Genomic DNA, 13,710 nt, shown 5'->3' on the forward strand with positions numbered 1-13,710 from the left:
TCGGAACCACTCCTGCTACCGGATACCGGTCCGGATACGGACCATTGACAAGTCTACCGCGTTTCGGCCCAACCGGCGCGCAGCGGACGCGCCGGTGGGCGGCCTCCACCGGAGACCGCCCACCTGTCGTCCGACGCGGATCGGACCTATTCGGGCCGCGCCTCGTCGGTCTTGACGGCATCGGAGACGATGTCGATTCGCCAACCCGTGAGCTTGGCGGCGAGGCGCGCGTTCTGCCCCTCCTTGCCGATCGCCAGGGACAGCTGGTAGTCCGGAACCACCACCCGGGCCTGGCGGATCGACGCGTCGACGATGGTCACGGAGTTGACGCGCGACGGCGAGAGGGCGCTGGCGATGAACTTGGCCGGGTCCTCGTTGTAGTCGACGATGTCGATCTTCTCGTCGTTGAGCTCGTTCATGACCGCGCGGACGCGCGAGCCCATTTCGCCGATGCACGCGCCCTTAGCGTTGATGCCGGGGACGCGTCCGCGGACCGCGATCTTGGAGCGGTGCCCGGCCTCGCGGGCCAGCGACACGATTTCGACGGACTTGTCCGCGATCTCAGGAACCTCCAGCTCGAAGAGCTTCTTCACCAGGTTCGGGTGCGAGCGCGAGAGTGTGATCGAGGGCCCCTTGGTGCCCTTGTGCACGTCGGTGACGTAGGCGCGGATGCGGGAACCGTGCGTGTACTTCTCCCCCGGAACCTGCTCCGGAGGCGGGAGGACGGCCTCAACGGTGCCGAGGTTAACCTGGATCATGTGGGGGTTGGATCCCTGTTGGATCTGCCCCGAGACGAGCTCGCCCTCCTTGCCGCGGAACTGCCCCAGGATGTTGTCGTCCTCGGCGTCGCGCAGGCGCTGCAGGATGATCTGGCGCGCGGTGCTCGCGGCGATGCGCCCGAATCCGGTGGGCGTGTCGTCGAACTCGCCGACGTCGTTTCCTTCGTCGTCGACCTCGGTGGCCCAGATGGTCACGTGGCCGCTCTTGCGGTCCAGCTCCGCGCGGGCCTTCTCGATCGCGCCCGGCGACTTGTGGTACGCCATCAGCAGGGCCTGCTCGATGGTTGGAATCAGCAGCTCGAGCGGAATCTCGCGCTCGCGTTCCAATAGGCGCAGCGCACTCATGTCGATATCCATGTCAGGCCTCCTCTTCCTCGTCGTCGATCTCCAGCAATTCTTCGTCCGGTTCCCCCGGGCGGGTAAATTCAACGTCGACCGTACCGCGGCGGATGCGGTCGAACTCCAGCGTCAGGGGATCGCCCTGTTTCGGCTTCATGCCCTTCTTGACCGGCAGGTCCGGGATCACGACGATTCCGGTGTCCGTGGCGTCCGTCAGGCGGCCGGCCACGTTCTCCTCGCCGATGAGGTTCACCTTGACCAGGCGGCCCACGTTGCGGTGCCAGTGGCGCGGCTCCGTGAGCGGCCGCCCGACGCCGAAGGACGACACCTCCAGGTCGTAGGCTCGGCCCCGGTCGCCCGGGTCGTTGTCCATGGCGTCGGACAGCGACCGCGAAACCTCGGCGATCGTGTCCAGGTCGACGCCGCCGGTTCCCTCGCGGAGGTCGACGACCACGTGGACGGTGCGGTGGTCGCCTGCGACGCGCACTTCCACGTCCTCCAGATGGAGGTTGTGGGAGGCGACCGTCGGCTCCAGGTAATCCCTGAGGCGGCGAGCCTCAAGCTGGGTGTCTACCGGCTGGCCGGGCATTTTTTCCTCCCACGTGATGATGTTGTGCAAACAAGAGTATCGACTTTCTGCGGAAATGGTTTTCGCGCCGGCCCCGCCGACGCCGCACGGCCGGCGGTTCACCACCACCGTCGCGGTGAGCCGGGACCGGCCCCCGCCCCCACCGTGGGATGATCGAAGCCATGCATTCCTCGCCCGCTGCCCCACCCCCGCGCCGCCGGAACGGACCCGTGCCGGCGTGGCTGCGGCGCGTCGTCGGACTACTGCTGGTGGCCCTTGTGGTGGTGGGCATCGGCACAACAACGGACCTGTCCATCGGCGGTGTTCCGGGCGATGCTGCGGCAAACGGGGGCGGCCGCGCCGTGGCGGAGCCCACGGCCGCGGACGGCCTCGCGGAGCTTGCCGCACGGGCCGACGCGCTGGCCGCGGCCGCCGTTAAGGCCGCCGATTCCGGTTCCCGGCAGGACGGGGACGGGACCGGCGACTCGGTCCCGGCGGCCGGCGCCGCCACCGGACGGGAGGCGCAAACCCTGGCCGAGCTGCACACCATCTCCGCGATGCTGGAACGGCATGTCGACTTGCTCACACCTGCGGTTCCCGGAGGCGGCCCGGCCCCCGGGGCGGCGCCCGCCGGCGCCACCACGCCGCCGTCCGGCCCGGCGCCGGACGAGACGCCCGCCCGGCTGGCCAATGCGCTCGCGGCCTCCGGCAACGGCCTCGTGTCCGAATCGATCCAGGCGGAGGCGGCCGAGTCCGGCGCGCTGCTCGGCGCCGGGCTTGAGGAGTTGCTGGCCGCACGCGCACTGGCCCGGGCCGCCGGGGGCACCCGGGCACTCGCCTCGTTGCCCGCCGGCCCCGAGGCGCTGTCCGACGCCGATGCCCCGCGGGCGGCCTGGACAGAGGCCGCCGGGACGCACTTCGCGGGCGGATCGTGCGGCGCTGGCGCCACCGCGCCCTATCCGTCGCCGCCGCCCCCGGCGTCCGGGATTCCGTCGCTGACCGGTTCGGCGGACACGGATCCCGTTCCGGCCGCGGCCGTGGCCGCCGATGCGGCCTACCGGCTGTCCTACGCCTACGAGCTCGGTGCCGCAAGGACGGGCGGCGATGCGGCGCCGTCTTTCTGGAGGGCGGCGTCCGGGCGCGAGGAACTGGGCGGACGGCTCCAGGGCCTCCTGCCCGCGTCATGCCCCCCGCTGCGGAGGGCTGCCTACACGGTCCCGGACGGCTTCGACGCCGCCCCGCGCACGGCGCTGGGGGCCGGTGAACTGCAGCTTGCACGGGCCCTGCGCGATTCCGCCGCCGCCGCGCCGGTGGAACTGCGGACCCTGCTGGTCGCCGAGGCGTTCCGCGCGGCCGTCGCGGCCCAGGACGCCGGCGCCGATCCGCGGCTGACCTGACATGGGCCTGGTTCTCCGGCAGGAGGGTCTTCCCGCGGTGCTGCGGGCCAACGCCCTGCGCCTCCCGCGGGGCAGGGACTGGCTCGAAGGCCTGGGCGAGCGCGTTCAGCGCCTGATGGGCCAGTGGTCGCTGACCCACGACGCCGCCGCCGGGTCCTGGTGGGCCGGCCACGGTGGAGTGGTGGTCCCCGTGACGGCCGCGGACGGCCGCCCGCTGGCCCTCAAGGCCTCCATACCGGAGGAGGAGCTCCGCTCGGAGGCCTGGGCGCTGGCCGTGTGGGCCGGGCGGGGCGCCGTGGAGATGGTGGACCACGACGGCTTCGACCTCCTGCTGGAGCGCCTCGTTCCCGACGCCGACCTGGGCGCGATTCCGGTGCCGGACGCCTGCGCGATCTGGGGCGACACCATGCGCCGGCTCTCGCTCCCGGCCCGCGCCGGGTGGCCCCCGTTCGAGCGCACCGACGCCATCGCCGAACGCTGGAACGACGAGTTGCCCGCCGAATGGGACGCGCTGGGCCGGCCTTTTCCCCGTTCTGTGCTGGAGGCCGGACTGGACGTCTGCCAGTACCGCGGCGCCGTCTCCCGCCGGGATGCGGACGACTTCCTTGTCCACGCCGACCTGCACTTCTACAACGTCCTCGCGCGCCCCGGCGGGGGCTACGCCGCCATCGACCCCCATGGTTTCGTCGGCGACCGAGAGTTCGCGGCCCTGCCCATGCTGCACAACCGGCTGGGCGAGTTGCCTCCGCGGAACCAGGCCGCGGCCCTGCGCGGGCGGCTGCGCCTGATGTGTGCCGCCGCCGGGCTGGATGCCGCCCTGGCGGCCGCCTGGTCCGTAGCCCGGGCGGTCGAGGACAGCCTCTGGTTCACCCGCCAGGGCCACGCGGAGGACGCCGAACGGTCCCGCTGGGTCGCGACCGCCCTGGCCGGCCTGGAGCTCGCCGGCCTGCCGCGGGCCGGCGACCTCAAGCCGCTCGTCTAGCCCCGCCGGACGGTCGTCAGGCGTTGCCCAGGATGTTCTCCTGGACCACGTCGTAGCCCAGCCGCAGGATCAGGACGCCGACCACGACCAGGAAGACCACCCTGATGAAACGGCTGCCCTTGCTGACCGCCATGCGCGCCCCCAGGTAGCCGCCGACCATGTTGGCCAGGCCGAGGACCAGGCCGAGCCCCCACAGCAAGTGCCCGGTGGGCAGGAAGAACGCCAGCGCGCCGGCGTTGGTGGCCATGTTCACGATTTTCGCCTTGGCGCTGGAGGCCAGGAAGTTGTAGCCGAGGAAGACCACCATAGCGATGACCAGGAACGAGCCCGTTCCCGGACCGATCAGGCCGTCGTAGAAGCCGATGACGAGCCCGATGGTCGCGGCCACGGCGTAGTGGCGGCGGCCCGTGTGGCGCAGGGCCGTCAACTCCCCGACCGTCGGCCGGAAGGCGGTGAAGAGCGCCACGGCCACCAGCGCGGCGACGATGATGGGTTTGAAGACCGAGGCCGGCAGGACCGTGGCCACGATCGCCCCGGCGAAGCTCCCGGCGAGGGCGACCCCCGCCATGGGCAGGGCCGTCTTGAGGTCGGGGTGCGCGCGCCGGTAGTAGGTGACCGCGCTGGTGGTGGTTCCGAAGATGGAGCCCAGCTTGTTGGTCGCCAGGGCCTGGACGGGCGTGATGCCCGGGACCAGCAGAAGGACGGGAAGCTGCAGCAGCCCGCCCCCGCCCACCACGGCGTCGATCCAGCCGGCGGCCAGGCCGGCCACGACCACCAACAGCAGCGTTCCGGCCTGGATGTCCTCCAGGCCGGAACCCTCCAAGTTCGCGAGCCAGTCCAGCACGGTGCCGGCGCTAGCCGCGCACGGCTGCGACGAGGTGCCCCACGACGTCGGCAACGGCCACGTTCGCGGCGGTGCCCGACGCGCGGTCCTTGACCTCGACCAGTCCTTCCGCGAGCCCGCGCCCGACGACGGCGATGGTCGGCACGCCGATCAGTTCGGCGTCGCCGAACTTCACGCCGGCGGAGACCTTGGGCCGGTCGTCGAAGATCACCTCGATGCCCTGCGCCTCGAGTTCCGCGGCGATGCGCTCGGCCTCGGCGAAGAGGTCCTCGCCCTTGCCGGTCACCATCAGGTGGACGTCGGCCGGCGCCACGTTGCGCGGCCACATCAGGCCGCGGTCGTCGTGGTAGGCCTCGGCCAAGGCGGCGACCGCGCGTGTGACACCGACCCCGTAGGACCCCATGGTCACGGTGACAAGCTTGCCGTTCTGGTCCAGGACCTTGAGCTCCAGGGCCTCGGCGTACTTTCGGCCCAGCTGGAAGATGTGGCCCATCTCGATGCCCCGCGCGGTCTCGAGCGGCCCCGAGCCGTCCGGAGCCGGGTCGCCCGCGCGCACCTCGACGGCCTCGATGGTTCCGTCCCAGGCGAAGTCGCGCCCGGCGACCAGCCCGAAGACGTGCCTGCCGTCCTCGTTGGCCCCCGTCACCCAACTGGTTCCGGAGACCACGCGCGGATCGACAAGGAACGTGATGCCGGTGGACGCCTCCGAGCCGAGCACCGCCTGGTCCGTCCCCAGGCCGGGGCCGATGTAGCCCTTGACCAGCCCGGGGTGCCTCTTCAGGTCCTCCTCCGTGGCGGCCTCGATGCCGACCTCGCCGCCGATGGGCAGGTGGGCGCCGATGTTGGCCTCGACGCGCTTGAGGTCGACGGCGCGGTCCCCCGGGACGCCGACGGCCACCACGTGGCGCTCGCCGGTCGGGAGGAGGGCGGCGAGGACCACGATCTTGAGCGTGTCCGCGGCGGTCCACGGCGTGCCGTCGCGCGGGGCCAGTTCGTTCGCCGCCGCCACCAGGGTGTCGATCGTGGGTGTGTTGGGGGTGTCGAGGACCTCGAAGGCGGGAAGGCCGGTGTGGTCGATGTCCGCCGGGACAACGGTGGTGACGGCCTCGACGTTTGCGGCGTAGCCGCCGGGCGAGCGCACGAAGGTGTCCTCCCCGACCTCGGTGGGGTGGAGGAACTCCTCGGACTTCGACCCGCCCATGGCTCCTGCCGTGGCGAACACGGGCAGGACCTCCAGCCCGAGCCGGGCGAAGATCTTCAGGTACGCCGCCCGGTGCGCCTGGTACGCCTCCTCCAGTCCGGCGTCGTCGATGTTGAAGGAGTACGAGTCCTTCATGATGAATTCGCGGCCCCGGAGCAGGCCGGCCCGGGGGCGGGCCTCGTCGCGGTACTTGTTCTGGATCTGGTAAAGGTACGCGGGGAGGTCCTTGTACGAGTTGTAGAGGTCCTTCACGAGGAGGGTGAACATCTCCTCGTGCGTGGGTGCCAGGAGGTAGTCGGCGCCCTTGCGGTCCTTCAGGCGGAACAGGCCCTCGCCGTATTCTGTCCACCGGTTGGTGGCCTCGTAGGGTTCGCGCGGCAGCAGGGCCGGGAAGTGCACCTCCTGGCCGCCGATGGCGTTCATCTCGTCGCGGACGATGGCCTCCACCTTCGCCAGGACGCGCAGTCCCAGCGGGAGCCAGGTGTAGATGCCGGGCGCGGCGCGGCGGATGTAGCCGGCGCGGACCATCAGCTTGTGGCTGGCGACCTCGGCGTCGACCGGATCTTCGCGCAGGGTGCGCAGGAACAGGGTGGAGAGTCGAAGGACCACGCGTGATGTCCGTTTCCGCGGCCACGGGCCGCAATCGGTGGAGGGGTTCCCGAAGGGAACGCTGTCCAATTTACCCGGTGGCGCTCGGTGAAACCGAATGCGGTTAGAAGAGGATCGTCGCGAACTCGCCCGTCTGGCGGAAACCGACCCTGCGGTACGTCGCGAGCGCGGCGGCGTTGTAGTCGTTCACGTAGAGGCTCGTGACGGGCGCCAGCGACAGGGCGTAGTCCGCGACCGCGGCCATGTAGGGGGCGGCGAGTCCTTGGCCGCGGTGGCGCGGGTCCAGCCAGACGCCCTGGATCTGCGTCGCCCGCGGTGACGCCGTGCCCAGTTCGGCCTTGAAAAGGACCTGCCCGGAGTCGTCGAGCTCCACCAGCGAATGGCCCTGGCGGATGAGTGAGCGCACCCGCGACCGGTAGTACGCTCCACCGCCCGCCAGCGGCGAATAGCCCAACTCTTCCTCGAACATCTTGGCGCACGCGGGCAGCACCGCCTCGTAGTCGGCCTCCACCGTCGGGCGCAGGCCGGTGGCGCGCGCGATCGCCGGGGCCCGGTCCAGGACCATCAGGGGCTGGCGGGCGCGGATGTCGAAGGCCCGCTGCGGCCCGTCCTGCAGCCGCGACCAAAGGGAGAGCACGGCGTCGGACATCCCGAAGAGGGACGAATAGCGACGTCCCAGGGGCAGGATCGCGTCTGCGAACTCGACGGCGGCCTCGGGAGTCGCCTCGATCGGTACGATGTTGGCGCCGACCCAGCAGGCGGACGCGAGCGCCGTCCCGTCGAACCGGCCCAGCACCATGCCGCCGCTCGGGGTCGGGCCGGCCGTTCCCGTTGCCTCCAACTGGGCGTCCATAAAGACGTTGGCGACGGCGTCGCGGGAGACCAGCTCGCGCAACGCGGCCGTGTCGGTCGGGCCCAGGACTCGGACCGCATCCGTGAGCTGTTCGCCCTCGGTGGCCCCTTTTTTGGCCGCGGGGAGCCACGGTGCCACCCTCGAAAGAATCTTCGCCACCGCGTCCCCGTTCCGAATACGTCGTGCGCCGCCTACGACCAGTGTCTCAATAAGTCCAGTCTCCGGACCAGTCTCCCCCGCAAGATGACTCCGCGGGCCCCGCCAGCGCCGGGGACGCGCGGGCTAGGAGACGCTGACGGTCGGCTTGGCGGCCGATCCGTCGTCCGGGGTCTCCATGCCCTCCGCCAGGCGCATGGCCTCTTCGATCAGCGTCTCGACGATCTGGTCCTCGGGGACCGTCTTGATGACCTCGCCCTTGACGAAGATCTGACCCTTGCCGTTGCCGGAGGCGACGCCGAGGTCCGCCTCGCGGGCCTCCCCCGGCCCGTTGACGACGCAGCCCATCACGGCCACGCGAAGGGGAACCTCCATGCCCTCCAGCCCGGCGGTCACTTGGTCGGCCAGCGTGTAGACGTCCACCTGGGCGCGGCCGCAGGACGGGCAGGAGACGATTTCCAGCTTGCGCGGGCGCAGGTTCAGCGACTGCAGGATCTGGTTGCCGACCTTGATCTCCTCAACCGGAGGCGCGGACAGCGAGACCCGGATGGTGTCTCCGATCCCCTTGGCCAGCAGCGCCCCGAAGGCGGTGGCGGACTTGATGGTCCCTTGGAACGCCGGACCGGCCTCGGTCACGCCCAGGTGGAGCGGCCAGTCGCCGCGCTCCGCCAGCAGCTCGTAGGCCCGCACCATGACCACCGGGTCGTTGTGCTTGACGGAGATCTTGAAGTCGTGGAAGTCGTGCTCCTCGAACAACGAGGCCTCCCAGACGGCGGACTCCACCAGGGCCTCGGGCGTCGCCTTGCCGTACTTGGCCATCAGGCGCGGATCGAGCGAACCGGCGTTGACGCCGATGCGGATCGATGTTCCGGCGGCCTTCGCGGCGTCGGCAATCTGCTTGACCTGGTCGTCGAACTTGCGGATGTTGCCCGGGTTCACGCGGACCGCCGCGCAGCCCGCGTCGATGGCGGCGAAGACGTACTTGGGCTGGAAGTGGATGTCGGCGATCACGGGGATCTGCGACTTCTTCGCAATGATCGGCAGGGCCTCGGCGTCGTCCGCCGAGGGGCAGGCGACCCGGACGATGTCGCAGCCGGAGGCCGTCAACTCCGCGATCTGCTGCAACGTGGCATTGATGTCCGTCGTCGGCGTTGTGGTCATCGACTGGACGCTGATCGGCGAATCGGAGCCCACGCCGACGGAGCCGACACGGATCTGGCGGGTCTTGCGCCGGGGGGCGATGACTGGCGGCGGTGCTGCTGGCATTCCGAGGCTGACCGAGGTCAAGGCTTCCTCCGTGTGTGGTGCGTTTGGGTTCGGCCCCCATTATCCCCCTCGCGGGGAATTCGGCGTTGGCCGGCCGGACCCCATGGCCCGGGCTGGTGTGGTGGGGGCCGCCGTTGCGCGGCGGCCCGAAGAAAGATCAGGCGTAGTGCGCGAGCTCGCCCGTCACGGGAATCCAGGGCGTCATCCGCAGTGCGGACACGAGCCCGTGGGCGTTGAACGGGTCCTCCGTCAGCCGGGCGGCGAGCTCGGACTCCGAGCCGGAACCGAAGATCAGCAGGGCGCCGCTCCCGTCCGTGTAGGGCCCGGAGGCCACCAGCCACGTGCCGCCGGCATCGGTGGAGTCCTGCTTCAGGGAGGCCAGGAAGGCGCGGTGGCCGGGGCGGTGCTCGTCGCGGGCCGCCTCGGATCCGGCGGCATAGACGTACTCGACAGCGAAGATGGTCATGCATCCACAGTAGCGGCTACTGGTAGGAGACGAACCACGGCGCCGGTGTGACCTTGGTGAACGTCTCCTCGGGCGTGAAGGTCGGGGAATCCTCGTCGATGAAGTTTTTCCAGGCCATCCGGATGCCTTTCGGGAGGTCCCGGCGCAGGACGTCCCATGTCTGGAACTTCTGCCCCGGCGTTCCGTGCCCGTCGGCGTGGACGACCATCGCCAGTTCGGGATGGCCCGTGTCAAGCGCGGCGCGGTCCGGGATCATCCGCAGCTGGAACTGGTGCAGCACCACCACCTTCTGGGGCAACCGGTGCCGGCGCGTCAGGTCCGCCAGCCACGCGTTCGTCGCGTTGAGTTCCCGGGCCTGCACACTGCCGATCTGGGCCATGTGCAGCTGGTCCGGCCCCAAACGCCACTCCGGATCGTAGGCCAGGCCGACGTGGGGCAAGCTCAGCAGTTCCTCGTAGCGCTTGGCCTGCGTCAGGAAGTCGTTGCGGCCCGGCTGCAGGTCCAGCACCACATACACCCCTGCCTCTCCCGCGGCCTCGACCCATGGACGGAGCACGTTTACGTCCGTGTAGCGCGAGTAGGTGCCGTCCTTGCCCGGGGCGGCGGAGGCGACCGTGGCGATGATCTCGAAGGCGGGCTGGACGGGCTCCGGGCTGTAGGGCTGGTAGTCGGCGGCCAGTCCCTTGACCCTCCGGATGGCCTCCTGGACGCCCTGCTCCCCGAGGAGCCCTAGCGCGGACGTTTCGGGGTGGCCGTAGAGGGCAACCATCCGCCGTTCGGGGAAAACCACCTGTCCGCCTCCCGGCAGTTCCGCTCCGGTGGCCGCGGTGGCCGCCAGTGACGCGAAGTCGGCCTCCGGGGCGAGGCCCGGTCCGATGCCGTAGAGGGCCGCGCCGGCGTGGTCCCGGAAGAATGCCCTGTCCCGCCCGTCCACGCGGGGATCGGAGGAGTCCATCCCATGCACGGAGGCACCCGCGGCCTCCGCCGTGGCAAGCGCCGCCGAATAGTCCGCCCCGGCCTTTCCCAGCCGGTGCACAACGGCGAAGCGGCCGTCGGCCGCGGTCGGCGCCGCGGGGCCGCGGTCGGCGTCGGGGTCGGCGCCGTCGGACGTCGCGAGCCCGGAGAACAGCCCGTCCCCCTCGGTTGCGGGCCCGCCGAAGCGCACCACCGAGCGCGCCCCGAGCCGGTCCAGCTCCTCGCGGACCGCGGCGCGTCCCGCCGCGTCCGCCCCGGCCAGAAGCAGGGGAACGCCCATCTCCAGGGCGCGCCCGCGCGCGGCGGGGAGCAGCCGGTCTCTTGGCGAACCGGCGGCCGGCGACGCGGTGTCCACCACCACGGCGGCGGGCGAGAACTCGAAGAACGCGCGGCTGGCCTTCAGCGCCGCCTCGGCGGGCGTGCCCGCGATGCGTCCGTAGCCCGGCGTCGCCTCCCGCGGCACGGCAGTGTCCCGGCCCTCCGCGGTCGATGGCAGCACCGACGGGGCGCCCGAAGCCGCGGGAGCCGCGGATCCCGGCGCGCCGGCGGTGCACCCGGAGACGGCCAGCGAGGCCGCCGCGAGGATCGCCGCGATCGCCGCGGCGGGGTTGGCGGTCCTGGTCCTCGGCATCCTTGCCCCTCGTCCGGCGGCGCTGGTCCCCCGGCGGCGCGCTGTCTAGAAGATGTTCACCGGTTTGACGATGTCGGCGTAGATCAACAGTATTCCCATGCCGAGCATCAGCGCGGCAACCACGTACGTCAACGGGAGTAGTTTGGCGATGTCCACCGGTCCCGGATCCCGCCGGCGGAATACCTTGGCGAACCCGCGGCGCAGCGCCTCCCAGAGGGCCCCGGCGATGTGCCCGCCGTCGAGAGGGAGCAGGGGGACCAGGTTGAAGACGAAAAGGGCGATGTTCAGGCTTGCGACGAGGCCCAGCAGCGTGGCGAACCGGCTCTTGAGCGGCACCTCCTCCATGGCGCTGACCTCCCCCGCGATCCGTCCGACCCCCACCACGGAGATGGGACCGTTGGGGTCCCGCGGCTCGTCGGAGAACGCGGCGCGGGCCACGGCCGCCATACGGGCCGGAAGGTCCAGCACAACTCCCGCCACGGCGGTGACGTTCTCGCCGACGAGGCCGGGCACCTCCCCGACGGGAAGGGTCATCAGGCGCTGTTCGGAGCCCATGCCGACGAAGCCGACCTGCACGGTTTGGACGGTGCCGTCGGCGTTCGTCAAGGCGCGCCCGTTGATGTCCGTCGCCGGACGTTCGCTCAGGAGCGGGGTGATGGTGGTGGTTTTTTCGACGCCGTCGCGAATGTAGGTGATCGGCACCTCGCGTCCGGCCGCGGACCGGATCATCTCCGTGAGTTCGGTCCAGCCGCGCTCGCCGACGGCGGTGCCGCCGAAGGACGTGATGACGTCCCCGGGCAGGAGTCCCGCGGCGTAGGCGGGCGCCTCGGGGTCCGAGGGCCGGCAGGCGTCCCCGCCCTCCTGCGCCCGCTGGGCCTGGTCTGCGTCGCTGACGACGCACTGGTAGACCTCCGAGACGGTGGTAGTGGCCTGGACCGTCCCGAAGCTTGTGACGACGACGCCGATCAGCAGGGTACCGATGACGAGGTTCATCATGGGGCCGCCCAGCATGATGATGATGCGCTTCCACACCGGGAGCCGGTAGAACATCCGGTTTTCGTCCCCGGGCTGCAGCTGTTCGGCGGCGGCCTTGCGCGCGTCGTCCGCGAGCTGCTGGAACATCCCCGTGCTGGACTGCCGCACGCCAGCGTCGCCGCCCTTGGCCGGAGGGTACATGCCGATCATGGACACGTAGCCGCCCAGGGGCAGGGCCTTGAACCCGTATTCGGTCTCGCCGCGTCTGAACGACCACACGGTCTTGCCGAAGCCGACCATGTACTGCGGTACGCGGACGCCGAAGAGCTTGGCCGGCACAAGGTGCCCGACCTCGTGCAGCGCGATGGACAGGGCGATGCCCACGGCGACGATCAGGACGCCCACGACGAATAGCAATACGGTCACAACAGTCCCAAACGTTCGTGGGCACGGTTTCGTGCCCAATCCTCTGCCGCGAGCACCGCTTCCAGGGTGAGCCCCGCGCCGGCGACTGCCCCGGCGTCGTAATCCTCGACCGTCGCGGCGACCGTGTCGACGATGTCGAGAAACCCGATCCTGCCGTTGTGGAAGGCCTCGACGGCCTCCTCGTTCGCGGCGTTGAACACGGCCATGTGGGTTTCCGAGGCGGCGGCCGCGTCCTTCGCGAGCCGGATGGCGGGGAACGCGTCCTCGTCGAGGGGCTCGAAGGTCCACGAGGCGGCCGAGCGCCAGTCGCAGGGCGCGCACGCCCCGGGAACACGGGCCGGCCAGGCCATGCCGAGGGCGATGGGCAGGCGCATGTCCGGTGGCGACGCCTGCGCGATGGTGGATCCGTCGATGAACTCGACCATCGAGTGCACCACCGATTGCGGGTGCACCACGGCGTCGATGCGGTCCAGCGGGATGTCGAAAAGCAGGTGTGCCTCGATGACCTCCAGGGCCTTGTTGACCATGGTGGCGGAGTTGGTGGTGACGACCTTGCCCATGTCCCAGGTGGGGTGCGCGAGCGCCTCCGCGGGCGTGACGCGGGCCAGCTCGGCGCGGGCGCGGCCGCGGAACGGGCCCCCGGAGGCCGTGACCACCAGCCGTTCCACCTCCTCGGCGCCCCCTGCACGGAGGGCCTGGGCGAGCGCGGAGTGCTCCGAGTCGACCGGCACCAGCTGCCCGGGGGCCGCGGCGTCCTTCACAAGGGCGCCGCCGACGATCAGCGACTCCTTGTTGGCGAGGGCCAACAGATGTCCCGCGCCGAGCGCGGCGAGGGTCGGCGCCAGCCCGATCGAGCCGGTGATGCCGTTCAGGACGACGTCGGCGCCGGACCAGGCCGCGATCGCCGAGGCGGCCTCGGGGCCGGCGAAGAGTTCGGGCTCGTATCCGGTGGTGCCGGCCGCAAGCGCGCGGGCGTGGATGGCGTCGCGCAGGGCGTCGACGTCCGGGTGGGCGGCGCCGACCGCGGGAGCGCGGGTGGCAACGGCCTGCTCGGCGAGCAATCGCAGGTTGGATCCCCCGGCGAGCGCGGCGACCTGGAACCTGTCCGGGTTCTTCGCGGCCACGTCGAGTCCCTGAGTGCCGATCGAGCCCGTCGATCCAAGGAACACAACGCGGCGCGGCCGGGTGCCCGAGGGCGGTCTGAAGTGGTGCTGCGTGGAAGTCACGCGGCCATTCTCCCAGA

Annotated in this window: 12 protein-coding genes; 2 read left to right on the forward strand and 10 right to left on the reverse strand. The window is 71.0% G+C overall.

Features of this window, described 5'->3' with window-relative positions:
* Positions 1–146: 146 nt before the first annotated feature.
* Positions 147–1,136 (reverse strand): transcription termination factor NusA, encoded by a 990-nt coding sequence (gene nusA / locus AC3ZJJ_RS09190; protein WP_489891525.1) that lies wholly within the window; start codon positions 1,134–1,136, stop codon positions 147–149.
* Between the two features lies 1 nt (position 1,137).
* Positions 1,138–1,707, reverse strand: a complete 570-nt coding sequence (gene rimP / locus AC3ZJJ_RS09195) for a ribosome maturation factor RimP (RefSeq protein ID WP_489891526.1) — start codon at positions 1,705–1,707, stop codon at positions 1,138–1,140.
* Positions 1,708–1,916: 209 nt separating this feature from the next.
* On the opposite strand from rimP, the gene AC3ZJJ_RS09200 reads away from it, so the two are divergent.
* Together AC3ZJJ_RS09200 and AC3ZJJ_RS09205 are read left to right on the forward strand one after the other, a co-directional pair.
* Positions 1,917–3,083, forward strand: a complete 1,167-nt coding sequence (locus AC3ZJJ_RS09200) for a hypothetical protein (RefSeq protein WP_489891527.1) — start codon at positions 1,917–1,919, stop codon at positions 3,081–3,083.
* A 1-nt stretch (position 3,084) separates the two neighbouring features.
* A complete protein-coding gene (locus tag AC3ZJJ_RS09205) occupies positions 3,085–4,065 on the forward strand; it encodes an aminoglycoside phosphotransferase family protein (RefSeq protein ID WP_489891528.1) in 981 nt (326 codons plus the stop codon).
* Positions 4,066–4,081: 16 nt separating this feature from the next.
* Here the strand turns inward: AC3ZJJ_RS09205 and AC3ZJJ_RS09210 are convergent, their stop codons facing one another.
* From AC3ZJJ_RS09210 to dxr, 8 genes are all read right to left on the reverse strand, one after another.
* Positions 4,082–4,909, reverse strand: coding sequence for a sulfite exporter TauE/SafE family protein (locus tag AC3ZJJ_RS09210; protein ID WP_489891529.1), 828 nt, complete (start codon positions 4,907–4,909; stop codon positions 4,082–4,084).
* A gap of 10 nt (positions 4,910–4,919) precedes the next feature.
* A complete protein-coding gene (locus tag AC3ZJJ_RS09215; protein ID WP_489891530.1) occupies positions 4,920–6,719 on the reverse strand; it encodes a proline--tRNA ligase in 1,800 nt (599 codons plus the stop codon).
* 103 nt (positions 6,720–6,822) lie between these two features.
* Positions 6,823–7,710 carry a GNAT family N-acetyltransferase gene (locus AC3ZJJ_RS09220; protein WP_489891531.1) on the reverse strand — a complete coding sequence of 296 codons (888 nt, stop codon included), beginning with the start codon at positions 7,708–7,710 and terminating at the stop codon, positions 6,823–6,825.
* A gap of 144 nt (positions 7,711–7,854) precedes the next feature.
* Positions 7,855–9,015 (reverse strand): flavodoxin-dependent (E)-4-hydroxy-3-methylbut-2-enyl-diphosphate synthase, encoded by a 1,161-nt coding sequence (gene ispG, locus AC3ZJJ_RS09225; RefSeq protein ID WP_489891532.1) that lies wholly within the window; start codon positions 9,013–9,015, stop codon positions 7,855–7,857.
* Positions 9,016–9,151: 136 nt separating this feature from the next.
* Complete coding sequence (locus AC3ZJJ_RS09230) at positions 9,152–9,460, reverse strand: YciI family protein (RefSeq protein ID WP_489891533.1); 309 nt, start codon at positions 9,458–9,460, stop codon at positions 9,152–9,154.
* A gap of 16 nt (positions 9,461–9,476) precedes the next feature.
* Positions 9,477–11,066, reverse strand: coding sequence for a hypothetical protein (locus tag AC3ZJJ_RS09235; RefSeq protein WP_489891534.1), 1,590 nt, complete (start codon positions 11,064–11,066; stop codon positions 9,477–9,479).
* A gap of 45 nt (positions 11,067–11,111) precedes the next feature.
* Positions 11,112–12,467 carry a M50 family metallopeptidase gene (locus AC3ZJJ_RS09240; RefSeq protein ID WP_489891535.1) on the reverse strand — a complete coding sequence of 452 codons (1,356 nt, stop codon included), beginning with the start codon at positions 12,465–12,467 and terminating at the stop codon, positions 11,112–11,114.
* A complete protein-coding gene (gene dxr, locus AC3ZJJ_RS09245) occupies positions 12,464–13,693 on the reverse strand; it encodes a 1-deoxy-D-xylulose-5-phosphate reductoisomerase (protein WP_489891536.1) in 1,230 nt (409 codons plus the stop codon). The genes AC3ZJJ_RS09240 and dxr overlap by 4 nt, the downstream gene beginning before the upstream one ends.
* Between the last annotated feature and the right edge of the window lie 17 nt (positions 13,694–13,710).

The sequence above is a fragment of the Arthrobacter sp. AOP29-A2-19 genome (assembly GCF_058138025.1).